The organism is Thalassolituus oleivorans MIL-1 (assembly GCF_000355675.1).
In the GTDB taxonomy this organism is placed as follows: domain Bacteria; phylum Pseudomonadota; class Gammaproteobacteria; order Pseudomonadales; family Oceanobacteraceae; genus Thalassolituus; species Thalassolituus oleivorans.
The window spans coordinates 2,994,120-3,015,267 of the sequence record NC_020888.1 but is presented as its reverse complement, the minus strand read 5'-3'; the positions used below and the strand labels follow the sequence as shown (position 1 = coordinate 3,015,267).

At 47.4% G+C, this 21,148-nt stretch carries 15 protein-coding genes; 7 read left to right on the top strand and 8 right to left on the bottom strand.

Annotated elements, in window-relative coordinates; translation table 11 throughout:
- Positions 1–23: 23 nt before the first annotated feature.
- The 7 genes from purD to aroQ all read right to left on the bottom strand — a co-directional run bounded on the left by purD (position 24) and on the right by aroQ (position 8,164).
- Entirely contained in the window at positions 24–1,313 is a 1,290-nt protein-coding gene (gene purD / locus TOL_RS13770; RefSeq protein WP_015487962.1) for a phosphoribosylamine--glycine ligase, read from the bottom strand.
- Positions 1,314–1,337: 24 nt separating this feature from the next.
- Positions 1,338–2,939, bottom strand: coding sequence for a bifunctional phosphoribosylaminoimidazolecarboxamide formyltransferase/IMP cyclohydrolase (purH, locus tag TOL_RS13765; RefSeq protein WP_015487961.1), 1,602 nt, complete (start codon positions 2,937–2,939; stop codon positions 1,338–1,340).
- A gap of 70 nt (positions 2,940–3,009) precedes the next feature.
- A complete protein-coding gene (gene fis / locus TOL_RS13760; protein ID WP_015487960.1) occupies positions 3,010–3,327 on the bottom strand; it encodes a DNA-binding transcriptional regulator Fis in 318 nt (105 codons plus the stop codon).
- Entirely contained in the window at positions 3,324–4,289 is a 966-nt protein-coding gene (gene dusB, locus TOL_RS13755; RefSeq protein ID WP_462476491.1) for a tRNA dihydrouridine synthase DusB, read from the bottom strand. Before dusB ends, fis begins: the two co-directional genes overlap by 4 nt.
- Before the next feature lie 173 nt (positions 4,290–4,462).
- On the bottom strand, positions 4,463–6,805 hold the full coding sequence (locus TOL_RS19050) for a DUF3426 domain-containing protein (protein WP_051052420.1): 2,343 nt from the start codon (positions 6,803–6,805) through the stop codon (positions 4,463–4,465).
- Between the two features lie 8 nt (positions 6,806–6,813).
- Entirely contained in the window at positions 6,814–7,704 is an 891-nt protein-coding gene (gene prmA, locus TOL_RS13745; protein ID WP_015487957.1) for a 50S ribosomal protein L11 methyltransferase, read from the bottom strand.
- A gap of 4 nt (positions 7,705–7,708) precedes the next feature.
- Positions 7,709–8,164, bottom strand: coding sequence for a type II 3-dehydroquinate dehydratase (gene aroQ, locus TOL_RS13740; protein ID WP_015487956.1), 456 nt, complete (start codon positions 8,162–8,164; stop codon positions 7,709–7,711).
- A gap of 204 nt (positions 8,165–8,368) precedes the next feature.
- Here aroQ and TOL_RS13735 point away from each other — a divergent pair, with 204 nt between their 5' ends.
- From TOL_RS13735 to TOL_RS13715, 5 genes are all read left to right on the top strand, one after another.
- Positions 8,369–9,049, top strand: a complete 681-nt coding sequence (locus tag TOL_RS13735; protein ID WP_025264823.1) for a transglutaminase-like cysteine peptidase — start codon at positions 8,369–8,371, stop codon at positions 9,047–9,049.
- 12 nt (positions 9,050–9,061) lie between these two features.
- Positions 9,062–11,044 (top strand): bifunctional diguanylate cyclase/phosphodiesterase, encoded by a 1,983-nt coding sequence (locus TOL_RS13730; protein WP_015487954.1) that lies wholly within the window; start codon positions 9,062–9,064, stop codon positions 11,042–11,044.
- A 108-nt stretch (positions 11,045–11,152) separates the two neighbouring features.
- Positions 11,153–11,593, top strand: a complete 441-nt coding sequence (locus TOL_RS13725) for a copper chaperone PCu(A)C (RefSeq protein ID WP_015487953.1) — start codon at positions 11,153–11,155, stop codon at positions 11,591–11,593.
- A gap of 171 nt (positions 11,594–11,764) precedes the next feature.
- Positions 11,765–12,430 (top strand): c-type cytochrome, encoded by a 666-nt coding sequence (locus tag TOL_RS13720; protein WP_015487952.1) that lies wholly within the window; start codon positions 11,765–11,767, stop codon positions 12,428–12,430.
- 113 nt (positions 12,431–12,543) lie between these two features.
- Positions 12,544–16,176, top strand: a complete 3,633-nt coding sequence (locus TOL_RS13715; RefSeq protein WP_015487951.1) for a hydantoinase B/oxoprolinase family protein — start codon at positions 12,544–12,546, stop codon at positions 16,174–16,176.
- A gap of 29 nt (positions 16,177–16,205) precedes the next feature.
- Here TOL_RS13715 and TOL_RS13710 read toward each other — a convergent pair whose 3' ends face one another.
- Positions 16,206–17,066 carry an SHOCT domain-containing protein gene (locus TOL_RS13710; protein WP_015487950.1) on the bottom strand — a complete coding sequence of 287 codons (861 nt, stop codon included), beginning with the start codon at positions 17,064–17,066 and terminating at the stop codon, positions 16,206–16,208.
- 428 nt (positions 17,067–17,494) lie between these two features.
- Between TOL_RS13710 and TOL_RS13705 the strand changes: the two genes are divergently transcribed.
- Both TOL_RS13705 and TOL_RS13700 read left to right on the top strand, forming a co-directional pair.
- Complete coding sequence (locus TOL_RS13705; RefSeq protein WP_075272927.1) at positions 17,495–19,081, top strand: ABC-F family ATPase; 1,587 nt, start codon at positions 17,495–17,497, stop codon at positions 19,079–19,081.
- A 298-nt stretch (positions 19,082–19,379) separates the two neighbouring features.
- A complete protein-coding gene (locus TOL_RS13700; RefSeq protein ID WP_041588509.1) occupies positions 19,380–21,140 on the top strand; it encodes a GGDEF domain-containing protein in 1,761 nt (586 codons plus the stop codon).
- The last annotated feature ends 8 nt before the right edge of the window (positions 21,141–21,148 follow it).

The following is a 21,148-nucleotide window of genomic DNA, read 5'->3' as shown; positions in this document are numbered from 1 at the left end:
TGTTCCCTCAGCGCTTAGGTTAATTAAGACTGTTGCTCGCGCTCGACTGCACGATAACCGATATCGGAACGGCAGAACATGCCATTCCAACTAACACCTTTAATTAACTCATAGGCTTGCACTTGTGCGTCGCTAACATTATTGCCGAGTGCTGTTGCGCATAACACACGTCCCCCCGCAGTAACCACTTCGCCTTCAGCATTAAGTGCCGTGCCTGCATGGAATACTTTACGATCCTGACCTTCGTCCGCAGGTAAGCTGATGACATCACCTTTAGGGTAATCGGCAGGGTAACCGGCAGCCGCCAAGACAACACCTAGAGAAGGACGCGGGTCCCACTGAGTGGTTTCTTGATCAAGCTTGCCTTCTAGCGCGGCTAAGCAATGAGCGACGATATCGGATTGCATACGCATCATGATCGGCTGAGTTTCTGGATCACCAAAACGACAGTTGTACTCGATGACTCGCGGCGCACCGGATGCGTCGATCATTAAACCAGCGTATAAGAAACCGGTGTAATCGTTGCCTTCGGCTGCCATACCGTTAACGGTTGGGTAAATCACTTCTTGCATGATGCGATCATGGATCTCAGGCGTTACCACTGGTGCTGGAGAGTATGCACCCATGCCGCCAGTGTTCGGGCCAGTATCTTTGTCGCCGACGCGTTTATGGTCTTGGCTAGTCGCCATCGCCAACACGTTTTTGCCATCGACCATTACAATAAAAGACGCTTCTTCACCCGCTAAAAACTCTTCGATCACCACACGACAGCCAGCATCACCAAAGGCGTTGCCCGATAGCATGTCGGTAACGGCTTCTTCGGCTTGCGCTAAGGTTTCGGCAACGATGACGCCTTTTCCTGCGGCAAGACCGTCCGCTTTAACAACGATAGGCGCGCCTTTTTCACGTAGGTAAGCCAGCGCTGGCTCTACTTCAGTGAAGTTTTGGTATGAACCGGTCGGAATATTCTGACGCGCTAAGAAGTCTTTAGTGAAGGCTTTCGAACCTTCTAACTGCGCAGCGCCAGCGCTAGGCCCAAAAATCTTCAAACCCGCGGCTTGGAATTGATCAACGATCCCACCCACCAGAGGTGCCTCAGGGCCAACAATGGTCAGACCAATATTGTTGTCTTGTGCGAAGGCTTGCAGTGCATCGAATGCCATGACATCAATGCCGATGTTCTCGATACCGGGTTCAATCGCTGTGCCCGCATTCCCCGGAGCAACGAATACTTTATCGACCAGCGGAGATTGCAGGGCTTTCCAAGCTAGAGCGTGTTCGCGACCGCCTGAGCCAATGATTAAAACTTGCATAAATAACTCTACCTGTATCGGATTTTAGTGGCGGAAGTGACGCATGCTGGTAAACACCATCGCAATACCGGCTTCGTCGGCTGCTGCAATCACTTCTTCATCGCGAATCGAACCGCCCGGCTGGATAATGGCTTTAATGCCATTCGCCGCTGCGTTGTCGATACCATCGCGGAATGGGAAGAAGGCATCGGATGCCATTACTGCACCTTCAACCACTAAGCCTGCATGTTCTGCTTTAATGGCGGCAATGCGTGCGGAGTTGACGCGGCTCATTTGGCCAGCGCCGACACCAACAGTTTGACGGTTTTTAGCATATACAATGGCGTTAGATTTAACGTACTTGGCAACTTTCCACGCAAAGATTAAATCGTGCATTTCGGCTTCTGTTGGTTCACGTTTTGTCACCACTTTTAGTTCGTCTGCTTTGATCATACCGTTGTCGCGATCTTGTACCAGTAAGCCACCGTTCACGCGCTTGTAGTCGAAACCAGCTGCACGCTCGCTTGGTAATTCACCACAGGTTAATAGACGCACGTTTTTCTTAGCTTCTACCACCGCAATGGCTGCTGCCGTAACGGATGGCGCAATAATTACTTCAACAAACTGACGATCAACAATCGCTTGCGCAGTATCAGCATCGAGTTCACGGTTGAAAGCAATGATGCCGCCAAAAGCCGATTCGCTGTCGGTAGCGTAGGCTAGGTCGTATGCTTTACGGATGCCACCTTCGTCATCAGGAACCACGGCAACACCACATGGGTTGGCGTGTTTAACGATGACACAGGCTGGTTTAACGAACGATTTAACACACTCAAGCGCAGCATCGGTATCGGCTACGTTGTTGTATGAAAGCTCTTTACCTTGAATCTGTTTGGCGGTCGCGATTGAGGCTTCTAACGGATTCGCTTCAACATAGAAGGCCGCTTTTTGATGCGGGTTTTCGCCATAACGCATATCTTGCGCTTTGATGAATTGACTGTTGAAGGTACGCGGGAAATCATCGCGGTTATCTGTGCTTAGTACTTCGGCGCTTTGGTCGATCGTGCCAAGGTAGTTAGCAATCATACCGTCGTAAGCGGCAGTGTGTTCGAAGGCTTTTAAGGCTAGATCGAAGCGTGTTTTGCTGGTTAAGCCTTTCAGCTCATCCAGTTCTGCCAACACTTTCGCATAATCACTGGCGTTAACCACAATACCGACATGCGCGTTATTTTTAGCGGCAGAGCGGACCATGGTTGGGCCACCGATATCAATGTTTTCGATGGCTAGTGCTAAATCACAATCTGGGCGTGCAACGGTTGCTGCGAATGGGTACAGGTTAACAACCACTAAGTCGATTGGGTTGATACCATGCTCAGCCATGATCGCATCATCTTGGCCACGACGACCTAAAACACCACCGTGAATTTTTGGATGCAGCGTTTTTACACGACCGTCCATCATTTCTGGGAAACCTGTGTAGTCAGAGACTTCTACAGCAGGAATATCATTTTCAACGAGCAGTTTATAAGTGCCGCCAGTGGAGAGAATTTCTACGCCAACGGCGCTAAGAGCGCGGGCGAAGTCAACGATACCAGTTTTATCAGAAACGCTAATCAGCGCACGACGGATAGGAGTGATGTCAGTCATAGCAACCTGTCATATTTAAAAACAAAAAAGCGGCGGCCGGTTGGGCGCACCGCTTGGAAAGAGATTTAGTTCAAAGCATGCCGAACTGTTTTAATTTTTTACGCAGGGTTCCGCGATTTAAGCCCAACACAACAGACGCTTTGGTCTGGTTGTCGCGGGTGTACTTCATGACGGTTTCTAGTAGAGGTGCTTCTACTTCAGACAAAACCATGTCGTAGATATCAACGACAGGCTGACCATCTAAATGATCAAAGTAGTTTTGCAGGGCTTTCTCTACGCTATCACGTAGGGTATGGCTCGGCTCCAATGGAGCTCTTAGATGTTTCTGCAGATCTGCGGAATCAGTCACGGTGTCTTCAACCTTATTTAACATTGCTTCTGTGTTCATGCTGCCAGTTCCTTTTCTTTCATTCTGTCCCTAAAAAACTGTTCAACCGCTTGTTGTTGAGTGACAGGGCACTCCAGTTGATTGAACTGCTTTCGGAAATCACCACCTTGTTGGTATTGCAGATACCAGCCAACGTGCTTACGTGCGATGCGTACGCCTGCAAATTCGCCATAAAACTCATATAAGGCATGCAGGTGACGAATCAGTATGTTCTGTACTTCGTCTAAAGCTGGCTCATCTAGGCATTCTCCGGTATTGAGGTAGTGTGTTACCTCGCGGAATATCCAAGGACGCCCCTGAGCCGCACGGCCTATTAATACGCCATCAGCGCCGGTGTACTGCATCACTTCAACGGCTTTGCGCGCATCGGTGATATCACCATTGGCAAATACCGGAATGGAGACGCTTTGCTTGATGTCTCTAATAGTGTCGTATTCCACTGTGTTCTTGTAACCACAAGCGCGTGTTCGCCCGTGCACCGCTAATGACACTATGCCCGCAGCTTGGGCGATTTCGGCGATGCGTACACCATTGCGATTGTCGGGATCCCAGCCGGTACGAATTTTAAGCGAGACCGGTACATCTACGGATTCGACGACCGCCTGTAAAATATCTTTCACTAAGGCTTCATCTTTTAGTAACGCCGAGCCTGCAGCTTTGTTGCAGACCTTTTTTGCTGGGCAACCCATATTGATATCAATGATTTGGGCGCCATTTTCGACGTTAAAGCGAGCTCCGGCCGCCATGATCAAAGGATCACCGCCGACGATTTGCACCGCAATGGGCTCTGGTTCACCGGTGTGATCGAGCCGCAATTGCGATTTGCGAGTTTTACGTAGATCTGGATTACCAGATACCATTTCGCTTACTACGAGGCCCGCACCGAGTTCTCGACATAGTTGTCGAAAGGGGCGGTCGGTGACCCCTGCCATTGGAGCTAGAATCACCGGATTCGGAAGCATGTAAGGACCAATTGCAGGCATCAGGAGTTTGGGCTTCTGGTTAAAAAGTGTGCTATCGAAAGTCGCGGTATGATACTCATAACCCCCTTGTGAATAAAGGGGGAATGTCATGCTTTTGCGTGTTAAATTGGCTTTTTTTCGATCAATCGAACGATGGCCAATTTGTCAATAGTTTACTGGTTCGCGAGGATGCGAATTTGGTAACTGACGGCTTCAGCACCTGGGTGCACTATCTCGAAGCCAATATGTATTGGAATACCGGCTGGCATTAGCGCTTCTCCCGCCAGTTCACCTGCTAGGTATTCGCTTGGTTGAAAGCGTCTGCTTGCCAGTACCGCATCATTTAAGTCTTTGAATTCCAAAACCAAATCAGGAAATGGCTGTTGCTGACTGGCATTATTAATTAAGAGCGTATCGACCACTAAGGCATTTTGCAGATCTGGGTGAGGCCTTACAACTAAGTGTTGGGTTGCCATATTGCGCACGTTTTGCAGGCTCGGAAGTTGGCACTTAAGCCAGACACATGCTTGCGCGTACATAGGGCGGAACGTAGCAGAGCGAGCGCCCGTATCAAAACGGAAATAAGCCACTTGAGCAGCAATGGCAACGGCCAGAACAAGTGCTCCCAATGCCCATAAGCCGTTACGCCGAACCTTCTGGCTATTACTAGGTACGTTAAGATTCGCTAACGATGGTGGCGGTAGATCGAATTCTAGACTTTGGCTAGCGAGATCAATGTCGCCACCTAATTGGAAGTTATCGTTATCTTTGTAGTCTATTTCTTCGATGTTGTCGTATTGGTCGAGATCATCGTCGATCCCTTGGGTGTGGTATTCATCAACATGCGGCTCTTCGGACTGGAGCGCTTGTTGATGGCGATTGAATGGCGCATCAAGATCGTCAAAAACACTCTCGTCGGGGCCGTCAATGTCGTCCATGTAGCTTTTGCGTTTGGTCGATGATTTAGGTTCGTCATCCTGCAAAAGGTTAAGCGCCCAAGAATCGGCATCGTCGGTTGCCGATTCTGCGTTATTGTAACGATTAATCGGTTGTAAAATATCTTCAGCAGCGTCATCAAGTGTGTGGTCATCAAAGTCGATCATGGCATGCGCTGGGGAGGAACCGCTTTCTTCAAAGAACATGCCGCCATCTTCTGAGTTGTCGGCAGCTTCTTGGGCTATTTCATCCAGCAGAAAGTCGAAATCGTTTTCTGAATCATTGCTCGACTTGTTGCTGGTTTCAGTACCTGACAACTCCGCAGCGTTACCTAAGAGCTGATCTAATTCATCATCCGTTTGGGCTGCGTTAAAGTCGTCAAAGCGCTCGGGTTCCGAGAAGGAAACGCCTTCACTCGGATTCCCGTTGCTTCGTTGGTCGTCTGGCACAAGGCCCATGCCCATGTCATCGAACTCATCACTCGATAGTTCAATATTGAGTGTTTCATGATTAGTGCTGTTGTTCGTCGCTGGCGTTTCAGCGAAGGACGGCTCTAATGTTAGTGTCGCACCATCGTCGTACTCAACATTAATATTGTCATCGACCGGCGCAAACAGAGAATTGGCCTCGAGGCTGTTTGTCGTGGTTTGCTGAGGTTTGTTTTCTATCGATTCGTCTTGTGTTGCAAGCCAATCGTCGCTTTCTTCCGGAATGTCGACAAGCTCTAGCGTCTCTTCAACCTCTATCACCTCTTCAGGCACGACGGTTTCTTCAGGCTCGAATACAGGTGAATTTTCATAAGATAGTACTTCATCTTCCTCGATTAAATCATCGAGTTCACGGGTGTCGGCTAGGTCTGCATTCAGAATGTCGTTGTCATCGGCTTCATCGTCGATCAGTAGATCATCCAGATCCATGTCGTCGTGAATTAAAATATCGCCTTCGCGTATCACTTTATTTACGCGTGGATCGACCACCGGCGGCAAAGGCCCCTTAGCAGCCATTGGTATCTCGGCTTCTGCGTCGTCATCGCCAAAAGGATCATCCATATCGTCACTGATGGCAGAAAAAACGTCGTCATCAACATTATTAGCAATAGGATCGGCGTCATCAAAAGACGGATCATGAGCAGAAAAAACGCCGTCTTCTAGGCTTTCCGCTGTAGATTCAAGCTCTGCTTCAGGCGTTACTTCAAACTTGGGCTCATCTTCCACATCCGCAAGATCGAACGAAGCAGCATCCTCTGCGTTAGAAGAACTCGAGAGTACTTTGTCGAGATCGTCGTCCTCGTCATCGGGGGGTAAGGTAAATTGTAAAACCTTATTAGCGGCTTTTCTTGGCGTTGCATCTGTTGTGGCCTCTACCAATGGGGTATTGGTGGAGGGGGAACTGATTTCGGCTGAACGAGGTACACTTGAAGCCGCGTTAGCGTGTTCTTCATTGGTAATGAAATGCTCGGCAGCCTTGAATACTTGCAAGCATGAGCCGCAGCGTACGGCGCCACCGGCAACATTGAGTTGCTCAGCGCGAACACGAAAACTGGTCCGGCAATGTGGACAGCGCGTAACCTGCATGCTCATGATAACCCTTAGTGTTTAATCCCTGTCAGTACAACCCAATCGCCCAGCTGTTTGGCAGGGTTCATGGTAAACCATTGGCTATAACAAGCGGATATCTCTTCGGCTTGCTCTGCCAGTAGGCCTGATAGTGCGAGTTTACCACCACTACGGGTCAGACTAGCGATATGTTCAGCAAGATCCGCTAATGGTCCGGCTAAAATATTCGCAACTGTGATGTCGGCCTGTATGGCTGGGGTATCTTCCGGCAGGTAGATTTCGTAGCGGCTATCGTCGATGTTGTTACGGCCAGCATTGTCACGGGTGGCGGTTAGTGCTTGTGGATCAATATCGACACCGATCATGTGACGTGCGCCTAACAGCAACGCAGCAATGCCTAAAATACCGCTACCACAGCCGTAATCGACCACTAATTCGTCGCCAGCAACGGCACCATCGAGATAGGTTAGGCAAAGTGCAGTGGTTGGGTGTGTACCAGTACCAAAGGCTAGGCCTGGATCTAGCATTAGATTGACGGCATCCGCATGGGGAGGCTCGCGCCAGCTTGGACATACCCAAAGGCGTTCACCAAAAGGCATAGGGTGGTAATCGTCCATCCAAGCGCGAACCCAGTCTTTATCTTCAACAATTTCGATTTTAAACGGTGGAAGGACATCGCCACCTTCCACCTTAAACATAATGGCCAGCTGATCGCTCAGTTCTTGTGCATCGGTATCCGCTGCAAACAAACCAATCACTTGGGTTTCATCCCACATAGGTGTGGTGCCAAGTTCAGGCTCTAAGATGGGCTGGTCGGCATCGTCTTGTAAGGTAACTGAGAGCGCACCACAGCCGAGTAGGGCATTTTCTAATGCTTCCACATCGTTCTGAGTGGCGTGTAACCGGATTTGAATCCAAGACATGCTGTTAAACCTTACTTAATTGTTTGCTTAATTGTGCGATGGCGCCTTGCAGTGCCAGTTCATAACCTTGTACGCCTAAACCGCAAATGACGCCGACTGCGATATCAGATAGGTAAGAATGTTGGCGGAAAGCTTCACGCGCATGCACATTCGAAATATGAATTTCAATAAATGGAATAGCCACGCCCGCGAGTGCATCACGCAGTGCCACACTGGTATGGGTGAAGGCGGCGGGGTTAATAATAATGAATTCGGTGCCATCTGTGCGCGCCGCATGAATGCGATCGAGCAGAACATGCTCGGCATTGCTTTGCAGGTGTGACAACTCATGCCCAGCGGCCTGCGCTTGCTGCGACAGTGTGGTTTCTATGTCGCTTAACGTGGTTGAACCATAGATATGTGGTTCGCGGGTCCCCAATAGATTTAGATTGGGGCCGTTTAAGACCAGAATGCGTGCCATGATGAATTCCCAGATGGTATAGAAGGCATAACTCCCGCGAGTTTGCCGAAAAAGCCCTTAACCGTCCAGCGCAGAGCTAAGAAACAGGCACTATTGGCCAGTTGAATGGTGCGATGAAACAAGCGGATTGGCCACAAGCGTCTATATTAAAGTCAACCCGATGACTTGCATCTAAGAAACTATGGTTGGTGTATTCGAATCTGCATGAAGCTTATGTCTCTAACTCACCTTTGGCTTCGTTGGCCTGCGCTGATGTTGCTGGCTAGTGCTTCGCTGTTTCTCAGCGCAGACAAGGAGCAGTGGGTGCCCGATAGTTTATCGCAAAAAGCGCGGCGTGATTACGACGATAGAGCAGCTGATCGCATAGATGCTTGGCGCGACATGATGCATCGAACGGCGAATGAATCAGAACAAGAAAAACTTGCAGAAGTGAATCGGTTTTTTAATAAGTACATACGCTTTCAATCAGACGAGCAGCACTGGGGTAAAGTGGATTATTGGGCTAGCCCCTACGAGTCGCTTGCTTCGGATGGCGGCGATTGCGAAGACTACGTTATTGCTAAATATTACTCACTACGTCAGCTTGGCGTTGATACACAAAAACTGCGTATTACTTACGTAAAGGCTATTCGCCTAAATCAAGCGCATATGGTACTAACGTATTTTCCACAGCCAGATTCGATACCACTGGTGCTTGATAATCTCACGCGGGCTATTCGTCCTGCGGATGAGCGCACTGACCTTGATCCTGTTTACAGTTTTAATGGTGAAGGCATGTGGTTAGAAAAGATGAAAGGACAAGGCATACTGCTGGGTAACCCCAATAAGCTCGACCTTTGGACGGATTTACGGATTCGTATGCATGAACTCGGCATGGATTTATAAGGAAGGCGTAACATGACACTAAGACAACAATTCTCACTACTCACCAGTTTGCTGGTCGTAGTACTGCTGGTGGGCAATCTGCTGGTCACAGTGTTCAATGGACGTGATTACTTCCAACAGCAATTGAATGCTCGAGCTTATGATGCCGCAACTTCGCTGGCCTTATCTATGTCGCAAGTGGATAGCAGCGATGAAGTGCAACTGACCCGTTTGATGGATGTTTTATTTGATCGCGGTTTCTTTGCTGAGATTTCATTTTTACGTACCGATGGCACTGCTATTCATCGTCGTGCTCGTCAAGCGTTGGATGTTGATTCTGCTCCTAACTGGTTTAAAAACTGGGTTGCTCTTGATTTGGTCGCGGCAGAGGCGGATGTCACGCGTCAATGGCGTCGCTTAGGCTCGGTTCAGGTTATCAGTCATAGTGATTTTGCTTACCGTGATATGTGGGCCATGGTAAGAGCTGAACTTATTTGGTTTGCATGGGTATTGTTGGTATCGCTGATTTTATTGCAGCTGTTGTTACGCTGGTTGTTTAGCCCGTTAATTCGTGTTGAAAAACAAGCCTTGGCTATTTGTGAGCGTGACTGGCAAATACAGACAGAAATTCCTCGTGCTAGAGAATTACGTCGTGTTGTTTTAGCCATGAATAAAATGGTGTTAAAGCTACAAAGTATTTTTAGCGAGCAGTCGGCGATGACCGAAAAACTACGCGAAGAGTCCTACTTGGATGTCAGTACCGGTTTATTAAATCGTCGCGGCTTTGACCAGCGTTTTGAGCATATTTTGAAACGCGACGATGAACACAGCGGCGTATTAATTTTATTGCAACTGCATGACTTTGCTGATTTCAACCAGCGCGAAGGCCGCCAAGCGGGCGATGACGTATTAACCCTGTTAGGGCAGGTGCTTAGCCAGTGGCGTATGGAGTACCCAAATACTATTTGTGGACGTCGCTCTGGTGCCGACATTGCACTCTACATTCCTTGTGCAGATGGTGCTCAAGCTGACGATTTAATGCAGCAGTCTTTTAGTCAGCTCAGTATGACTACCTTATCGCAACGCAATGAATTGGTTTTTCATATGGGAGCTGTGTTCTTGCAAGGCCAGCAAGATGACCCGGCTGCCGCTTTTAGCAGAGCGGATGCCGCCTTAAGACAAGCACAACGGCAACCGACATCGCGCAGCGTTATGTATCGCGACGAAGTGGTTCAACAGCAGGAGTGGACGGCTGGTGAATGGCGCCAGCTATTGCATCAAGTATTGGAGCGTGGATCCCTTAGCCTGCAATTTTTACCGGTTATTGGTAATCGCGATCAGCACTTATTGCAGTTCGAAGTATTTAGCCGCATTGAGTGGCAAGGACAAATGCTTTCGGCGGCGCGCTTTTGGCCAATGGTTGAACAGCATCAACTGGCCGCTCGCTACGATGCTTGCGTTATCGAGCGAGTGTTAGAAAGCATGATCGGCGAAGATGTCGCCAGTCGTGGACTGCGCTTCTGTATTAACTTGTCCCCAGCGTCAGTGATTGATGAGCAATTCCATTATCAACTACAGACGCTATTCCAAAAATATCCTAAGCAAGCGGCGCATATAGCTTTAGAAGTGCCAGAGTTTTGCTTGCAAGCAGCTGAACATGCGTTAGCTCGTTTAGCCTTACTATTACAGCCGTTAGGCGTAGTGGTTGGTATTGATCAGGTGGGTACAGGTACGATGGCGTTTGCATACTTGCAGCGCTTGCAACTGGATTATGTGCGCATTGATGGTAGTTTTAACCGGGGTGTTCACCTTGCTCAAGATCATCGGTTCTTTATTCAGTCGATGGTGCAGATTGCCCATAACTTAGATTTATTAGTGTTGGCCGAAGGCCTAGAAGATGAGCAGGATGTTACTGCTATTCGCCATACGGGTGTCGACGGCTTAGGTGGGTATTACTTTAGTCGCCCAATTAACTCGCTTGAAGATGCGTTAAATTGGGTTCATCCAGCCGGATAATTTCTTGCACCACGATCAATTATATTCACCGCGACAGAATGTCGCGGTGTTACCTCAGCCGCTACTTGGTATAGTTCATAGCTATTCTTATTGTTATTGGGAAAGGTTATGAAGAACGCGGTACGTATCATTTTGATCAGTCTATTCACGGTTATCTCCGTCTGCAGCTTGGCGCAAGCACCTGCTTCGGCGGTTGTGGCTAATGATGCGTGGGTAAAAGCGCCTATTCCGGGTCGTTATATGACCGCCGGTTTTGTGACCTTGCAAAATCCAAGTCAGCAAGATCGTCAACTGGTATCGGTGTCCGCTCCGTGGGCAGGACTGATTGAAATTCACACCCACTTACATGAAGACGGTGTGATGAAAATGCGGCAGTTAATGCAGCTACCTATCCCCGCGGGTGAAACCGTTACGCTGTCACCCGGTGGCTTACATTTGATGATCTTTAAATTAAATCTTCCTTTAGCTGAGCCTTTGCCACTGACTCTCTGTTTCGATGATGGCACTTGCACCAACATTGACGCCAACTTGCGTCAGAAAGACTTTTAATTTCAATTCGATTGGTCAGTGACCGAGTCGCTGGCCAATACGCTCTATCACTTCTTTGATACAGATCAGGATTACACGGATAAACGACCAATTGTTTATCTTTCACCTTGGCGTTACGCCATCTGCGACGTATTGTTTCGCTCCTTTCATTCATTGGATAGGTGGTACGGGATGAAATTTTGGCGTCAGTGTTTTTGGGTATTGTTGTCGTCCGCATTCGTATGTTTTGTTCAGGCCGAATCTTCTGATGGCGCTACTGCGGGTGATTCGAGTGTTAATGCCATGCTGCTGAAAATGCAGGGCATCGAACAATCCCCACTTGAAAAACAAGCAGCGCTTGAACAAGGTAAAGACCGAGCATTACTGTGTTTTCGCTGCCATGGCGAAGACGGCAATAGCTTGCGCGATTACATTCCTAATTTGGCTAGTCAAAACGCGGCTTATTTATTTACTCAATTCGAAAAATTCGCCAATGGTCAACGCGAGAATTACGTCATGAGTAAGATAGCGCCGTCGTTAACAACCGACGAGCGTATTGCAATTGCAGTGTATTTTGCTGATAAACCGGTTTTGTCTCGTGCGCAAGGCGTTATGCCAGACGCTAAGGGCAAGAAGGTATATGACTCACTTTGTTATGCTTGCCATGGTACCGCAGGGCATGGGGATCAGCAGTATCCACGCATTGCGGGACAACCTTATGTCTTTTTAGAAAAAACCTTATTGAGTTTTAAAAATAACGATCCGCAACGTCGAAATTCGCCAATGACAGGTGTGATTCAAAATTTGACGGAAGAGGATTTAAGGGCCGTGGCGTCTTGGGTATCGAATTTACCTTAATATTTGATTTCTGGGTGTCATCTTGCAAGGTTCATCGCTTGCTTTAGTCATGCATTAAATTTGCTACTATGCGCAGCACATGTGAGTGCGCATAGAGACTAATAGGGGCGAACATGAGTCAGGACACAACACCATCAACGCAAGACCAATGGCAGTTTTGGGTGGATCGTGGCGGTACATTTACCGACATCGTGGCTCTACGTCCCGACGGTTACTTACTAACGCATAAATTACTATCAGAAAACCCTCAGCATTATGACGACGCTGCGATTGAGGGGATTCGTCAGTTGCAAGCTACTCATTCTCAGTTTTCCGCGCAAATAGCCAATGTAAAGATGGGCACTACCGTTGCCACTAACGCCCTGTTAGAACGTAAGGGCGATGAGGTGGTGTTGCTTATTAGCAAAGGTCTTGGCGATCAATTGGCCATTGGTTATCAAACGCGCCCTGATATTTTTGCAACTCATATTCAACGTTCGCAGCCGCTTTATTGTCATCAATATGAAGTAGCTGAACGTGTTCTTGCTGACGGCTCAGTTGATTTAGCGTTAGATATCGAAACAACGTTAGTGCAATTAGAAGAAGCCTACACGCTTGGCTTTCGCTCGGTTGCCGTTGTATTAATGCATAGCTATCAGTATCCGCAGCATGAACTTGTTATTGCCGACATTGCACGCCATGTTGGCTTTAGCCAAATCTCCTTGAGTCATCAAATTAGTCCATTGATTAAGCTGGTTCCGCGCGGTGACACCACAGTTGCAGATGCTTATTTATCGCCGGTTTTGCAGCGTTATGTTGAGCAAGTGAGTCGTGCTTTACCTCCAACAAATTTGCAATTTATGCAATCGAATGGTGGTCTCGCGCAGGCGTCTGATTTTAGCGGTAAAGACGCTATTTTATCCGGCCCCGCTGGCGGTGTCGTGGGTATGGTACGCAGTGCCGAGGCGGATGGATTTAATCGTATCGTCGGCTTTGACATGGGCGGTACTTCAACCGATGTGAGTCATTACGCCGGTGAGTTAGAGCGGCAGACCGAAACTCAAATAGGCGGCGTGCGTTTACGTGTGCCTATGATGAATATTCATACGGTGGCTGCTGGCGGTGGTTCTATCGTACGTTTTGCCGACGGTCGTTTACTAGTGGGTCCTGAATCGGCGGGTGCCTTTCCGGGGCCAGCCTGTTATCGCAATGGTGGACCGTTAACGATTACCGACTGCAATGTATTTTTAGGCAAGATTCAGCCGTCGTACTTTCCTCATGTGTTTGGGCCTGAGCAAAACCAGCCGTTGGATCGCGATATCGTAGTAAAGGAATTAACGGTATTGGCAGAAGAGGTCAGTGCAACAACTGGGCGACATTATACCGCCGCACAATTGGCCGAAGGATTTATCGCTATTGCGGTTGATAGCATGGCGGCAGCCGTAAAAAAAATATCGGTACAGCGTGGTTATGATATTCAGTCTTACGTGCTGAGTGCGTTTGGCGGAGCGGGCGGTCAACACGCCTGTTTAGTCGCCGAGGCTTTAGGTATGAGCCGTGTATATCTGCACCCTTTAGCCGGGGTGTTGTCGGCTTATGGTATCGGTTTGGCGGATCAACGCTGGTTGGGGGAGCAAGCGGTTGCGTTTGATTTAACCGATAAGGGCGCATTTGAGCAGGAATTTCAGACGCTGTTTCAGCAATCGCCATTAGCGAGTAACGCTGCGGTTGAGCAACAACGCCGTGTGTACTTACGCTATCAAGGATCGGACACACCCTTATTAGTGACATTCGATAGTGCAGAGTTAATGTCTGCTAGTTTTTTGCAGCAACATCGGCAGTTATTCGGTTTTATCAAAGAAAATACCGCCATTATTGCCGATGCCATTCAATTGGAGTGCCAGGTTGCAGGTGTGACACTTGAATCGTCAGTTACTGCAAAAAATACCGCAATAAAGTCGAAGCCAATTATTAACCATTTTGCCGATATCCTGGTCGGTGGCGAGTTGGCGCGGGTGCCTATTGTAGCGACTAGCGATTTACCAAACGGATATGAAGCATCGGGCCCCATGTTATTAACCGATGCCAATAGCACTATCATGGTTGAGCAGGGCTGGCAGCTGAGGGTGTTAAATAGCGGTGCGTTGCTAATCGAAAAGAATGAAGAAATAACACGGGTAAACGATGTTGATCATTCCGCGACTATTCAGCGCGATCCGGTACGTTTAGAAATATTTAATAATCTGTTTATGTCCGTTGCGGAGCAGATGGGATTTGTTCTCGAAAAAACGGCCAGTAGCGTTAATATTAAAGAACGATTGGATTTTTCCTGCGCTTTGTTTGATCGCCATGGTGAGCTGGTGGCAAATGCGCCGCATATCCCTGTGCATTTAGGCTCAATGAGCGAAAGCATTAAAGTGGTGATTGATGGCCATCCCAATATGCAAAAGGGTGACGCCTTTGTGCTCAATACCCCCTACAACGGTGGCACCCATTTACCCGATGTGACTGTGGTTAAGCCGGTATTTATTGGCACCAATAACGCTGCTGATTTTTATGTCGCCGCGCGGGGACATCATGCCGATATTGGCGGTATTACGCCGGGATCTATGCCCGCTTATAGCCGCCATATTGAAGAAGAAGGCGTGATTCTCGATAACCTTGTACTGATGCGTGCAGGGCATTTTCAAACCGATGAAATACTCGCGGTACTTAACAGTGCTAAATATCCTGCAAGAAATCCTCAGCAAAATATTGCCGATTTAATGGCTCAACTCGCGGCCTGTGAGAAAGGGGCCAGTGAGTTACAGCGCTTATGTAACGATTACGGCAGCGCCACTGTGCACGCCTATATGCAATATGTACAAGACAATGCCGATGAAACACTGCGCGCGTGTCTAGCATCTCTGCCTAGCGGACGGTTTAGTTACGCAATGGATGACGACACCCAGTTTATGGTGAATATTGATGTTAACCAACGTGCTCGAACGGCATGTATCGATTTCACCGGAACTGGCTATCGCCCAGAGCAATTAATGCATCCGGGTAATTTCAATGCTCCAACCTCCGTGGTTCGAGCAGCCGTTTTATATAGCTTTCGTTTATTGGTGGCAAAACCAATTCCGTTAAATGCGGGGTTCTTTCGCGCTTTAGATATTATTGTCCCAGAGCAATCCATTATTGCGCCTGTGTATCCTGCCGCTGTCGTCTCCGGTAACGTCGAAACCGCCCAATACTTAGTGGATTGCTTAATGGGCGCACTGGGGATTATGGCGGGTAGCCAAGGCACCAATAATAACTTCACCTTTGGTGATGCTAAACATCAGTACTATGAGACTTTGTGTGGTGGTGCGGGGGCTTCGGCGCTGGGGGGAGGTGCGAGTGCGGTACACAGCCATATGACTAATTCGCGTTTAACCGATCCTGAAGTGCTAGAGCAGCGCTTCCCTGTGGTACTCGATCATTTTCATATTCGCCGTGGTTCTGGCGGAACAGGAGTGTTTGCGGGTGGCGACGGTGTTGAGCGTCATATACGGTTTTTACAGCCTATGCGCGCCAATATTATCAGTGGTCATCGGCACGTGCCAACATTTGGCTTAAGCGGTGGTGGGACGGGGGCGACAGGGCAGAATTTTGTTTTGCGTCAGCCCAAATCGTCAGCCCCAACCATTGAATGGCTGGACAGTTGTGCGGATGTCGAAATGAATCCCGGCGATGTATTTTGTATACATACACCGGGTGGTGGAGGGTTTGGCGAAAAAGCCTAACGCTCCCGTTAACTATTTACTCAGGCGGATTAAATCCGGCTTAATAAACTTTGTTTCTTGGCATTAAACTCATCGTCGGTTAATACACCGGCGCTGCGCAATTGCCCTAACTTCTCGAGTAGTGCAATTACATCACCGCTGGCCGCGTTGCTGCTATTCGAATTATTGTTTGAAGCATTATTGGCGGCTTCTTCTTGTGCAAAATTCGGTGCGAAATTTGGCGTTGGGCTATTCATCGGCTGATTAAATGATGAGTTTCCTTGTGACTGGCTTTGTGAACCATTATTCATCTGTTGGTTATTTGATGATGGCTGCGCAAAGTTGGTTTGCACCGGTTTTGGTAAACCTGCTCCATGAATAATCGGCAAGCTAGATACTGCAACCGTTCCATATTGGCTGCTAAACGTCAGTGAGGTATCACCACCTTGCTGCTGGCTAACGCCACCGATATTGTGATCCAAGGTGTCGTATACCGTTACTTGGCCATTCAATTCAACCGCTAAGCGTTGTGGAAATACCGCATAACGTATGTTGTTTTGCGAACCACTGCTGAAAGGACTGCCCAAATCCATTGGCCACCATTGGCTGCTACCCGGTGTACCTGCAGGAATGACTGGGAATACTTGGTTGTTGGCCAATATATTCGCGAGTTCATTGCACAAGTTATCAACGGTGTTTTTTAAACCGTTGTTGAACATGTCGCCAACCATGGTCATGCCGCCACGCATCCATTGACCGCCACCACCTAGCTCAGGGCAATTAAACTGAGCCATGCTGCCACCACCGTTATTCACGGCGACTAACATATGGACAACAGCATCCACGCTGAGATTGTAACGACGCGCGACATCGTTAACGAGATTTTGGCCGGTTTGAGTGAGCTTTTGCATAACGCTGCCTCCTATTGGGGGCTTGGGGGAATTAGAGTCGAATATAGCGGTCGAGTCATGACTAAAGAGTAAAAACCTACGATGACCGTAGCAGGTTACAAATAAACTAGGATGACAAACGAAACGGAGAATAAACGCTGATTAAGTGATGGCTCGACGTAAGAATAATCGGTTGACCTGATCACAATTTAGCCATGTTACCACATCAGATGATTGAACGTAGGTTCCTTTTAACCACAATGGCACTGTTTTTCATACGCGCACCAATCCGACGCTTTGACGGGTTTTGACAGTAAAGGTGCTTAATAAATGATCAGTGTGCATCGACTTTCGGGTAGCAACTCTATATAGTCGCGCCTCTTTGAGAACCACCTAAATATTTGGGTGTGAAGCATCTTCTTCCTCTTTGTACGCCTTAGGATTGACCCTTGATCTCCACCGCAAACATCACCATGCAGTTTGGCTCTGAGCCTCTATTCGAAAATATTTCAGCTAAGTTTGGTAACGGCAATCGTTACGGCCTTATTGGTGCCAATGGCTGCGGCAAATCGACCTTTATGAAGATTCTGAGTGGTGCGCTTGCGCCAACGTCAGGCAACGTGTCGATTACCCCAGGGCAAAAAGTCGGTACCTTGAGTCAAGATCAGTTCGCTTTTGAAGATTACAGCGTGGTTGATGCCGTGATCATGGGGGATGTTGAACTGTGGAAAGTGAAGCAAGAGCGTGATCGCATCTATTCACTGCCTGAAATGTCAGAAGAAGATGGCATGAAGGTGGCGAATCTTGAGGTTGAGTTTGCCGAGATGGACGGTTACAGCGCTGAAAGCCGTGCGGGTGATATTTTGCTAGAGGCCGGTATTCCAGAAGAATATCACTTTGGCTCCATGAAGCAGGTTGCACCGGGTAAAAAAGTCCGTGTGCTATTGGCACAAGCCTTATTTGCTAACCCAGATATCTTATTGTTGGACGAACCGACCAACAACTTGGATTTGTATACGATTAATTGGTTGGCCGAAGTACTGAACCAGCGTAAATCGACCATGATCATCATTTCGCACGATCGTCATTTCTTGAACTCAGTTTGTACTCACATGGCGGATATTGATTACGGTGAGCTACGTATTTATCCGGGTAACTACGAATACTTCCTTGAAGCATCGTCGTTGATTCGTGAGCAGTTACTTACTGAGAATGCTAAGAAAAGTGCGGAAATAGATGAGCTTCAGGCCTTCGTTAACCGTTTCTCTGCCAACGCCTCAAAAGCTAAGTTGGCTAGCTCTCGTGCTAAAAAGATGGATAAGATTCAGCTAGATGAAGTTAAGTCATCCAGCCGCGTGTCGCCATCCATCAGCTTGAAACAGCACAAAAAGCTGCATCGCCAAGCACTTATCCTTGAGGAGTTAGCTCACGGCTATGACGGCGAAACCTTGTTCACTAACGGCAATATGATTCTAGAAGCTGGAGCTAAACTGGCGGTTATCGGTGAGAACGGCGCAGGCAAAACCACCTTTTTAAAGTGCTTGATCAATGAGTTAGCACCAAACAGTGGAGTGGTTAAATGGTCTGAAAACGCATCTATCGGCTATTGCCCACAAGATAGCACCGATGATTTTGACAGTGATCTCAATCTGTTCGACTGGATGTCGCAGTGGCGCAGCGCTAAACATGATGATTTGATGGTGCGCGCTATGCTTGGTCGTTTACTGTTTACCGCTGACGATGCCAATAAAAAAGCGCGCGTTTGTTCTGGTGGCGAAAAGAATCGTCTGCTGTTTGGCAAGCTCATGATGAAGGATATCAATGTCTTAATCATGGATGAGCCTACGAACCACTTAGATATGGAAGCAATTGAGGAACTGAACAAAGCACTGAAAGCATTTGATGGTACTTTGATCTTTGTGAGTCACGATCGTGAGTTCGTATCTTCCCTCGCTACCCGAGTCGTAGAGATCAAAGACAACAAGATCATCGACTTCCAAGGCACGTATGATGAGTACTTAGCGCATCAACGTTGAGTAACAACGAAGGAGGCTATAGAGCCTCCTTTTTTTGTCGTTATGATATAACCAGTTTTTTGATATTTCTAAAAATATATATCTGTCATCAAATCATCCAGTAAGCCTAATATATATAGTTGCAACCATTGTTATATATGCACATTGGATTATCACTTTCCTTGATTCTTCACTATCCTTATAGTCATTACTAAATTTATTGTCAAAGTCTGTTTACACAGTCTATGACATGGCGGTTAGAATTTTTTTAGCGGCCAATTAAACGATGAGTTTTCATATGCCCACTGGTATACGGTGCGTGCGTGATGTAGTTTTGCTCACGCTACTCATATTATTATCACAATTATCAATAGCTGCTAATGATGAGTTAGACATTAAAACACTCGAATCTGGGTGGTCTTATCATTGGGGAGATGTTTCGTATAACAACGGCTGGGAAATGCAAACCGCAGAATGGAAAGATTTGGCGGTTTTCGATGATGTTCCTGGGCGTTCTAACGATGCTTCCATTTTGTGGTTAAAGCTGTCGTTGCCAGCAGGGCATTGGCGTGACCCTTACATCTTTGTTGATAGTATTGATTTAACCGTTCAAGTTTTTGAAAATCAAAAAATGACCTATGAGTTCGGTCACATTAGCTTGGCTGGATTGAGTCAGTTTCAGGGTTGGCCTTGGCATTTAATCCCTGTCATGAATGCCGATAAACCAACGGAGCTCTACTTTCGTATTTATTCAAATTATCCATTTATCGGTCTGTCTGGCGAAGTGGTAATAGGCGAGAAGAGTGATTTGCTGCAACGCGTATATAAACGCGGCATGACGGGCATGGTCTTTATCGTCATCTTATTTGTCGCCGGAATTTTGGTCACTACCTTAGGCATTATTAAACGCGAACGTCGTATTGCGTTGTCGACAGGGTTGTTATCCTTTGATCTAGTATTAATGATGTTTGCAGAGAATGAACTTAGCCAAGTAATTTTGAATGAACCTTTAATATGGCGTTACCTAGCGGCTTTTAGTTATTTTCTGGTGCCCTTCTTTTTGGGATTAGTGGTGCGCGAATGGTTTTCTGGCGTTGTTAGACGCATTGCCTTGCTGGTATGTATTGTTACCTGCACATTTGTTGCGGGAGTCATCTTCGCATCGGTCAGTTTGGATGTCAGTTTTATTCATGCTTACGGCATATTTGACGGCTTATTTATATTGCTAGTACTTGCCTTGTTGATCGGTTGTTTTTTGCGACGCGAGCCTCTTAGCTTTCAAGATGGCTTGGTGATTTTTGGCATATTGGCGCTCTTTTTATCCCTCTTGATGGATATGTTTTCGGCCTATAATTTTCTATTCTGGATTGCTCATGCGGGTCAGTGGGGCTTAGTATTTTTTACCTTAGCGATGTTGACTGTGTATCTAGCCAAAGATCGCGATCAACAAGTGAGCCTGAATTTACTGATGCATAGTTTAGAAAAACAGGTGGCTGAACGCACATTTGAGCTGACAGAGAGTAAAAAGCAGTTAGAGCAACTCGCTCAAGAAGACTTCTTAACAGGCTTGCTGAATCGTCGTTCCTTTGTTGATCAAGGTAAACGTGAACTCGCGAATGCATTACGTCATCATCAGCCGTTTGCTCTGGTTTTATTTGATATTGACCACTTCAAAAATATCAATGATAACTATGGTCATGGAGTCGGAGATAAGGTGCTCGAAAAGCTCGCTGACGTAGCAAAACGTACTTCCAGAGAGGGGGACTTAGTCTGCCGCTATGGTGGTGAAGAGTTTGTTATATTGCTGCCACAAAGTAATACCAACGATGCTCGAAGTTTTGTTAAGCGCTTGCACGAAGCCTTAAATAATATCAGCTTGATGGTAAATAATGGTGAGCGGATTTGTATTACCGCCAGTATTGGTATCGTTATTTTCGAACAGTTTATTGCTCATGGTGAGGATAACCATATTTATCCTGAGGTCGATAAACTACTGGAGTTTATGTTGTCGCAAGCGGATGAGGCAATGTATGAAGTAAAAGATAGTGGGCGTAACGGAATTAAAGAACGTGCTTTTTAATTCCGTTA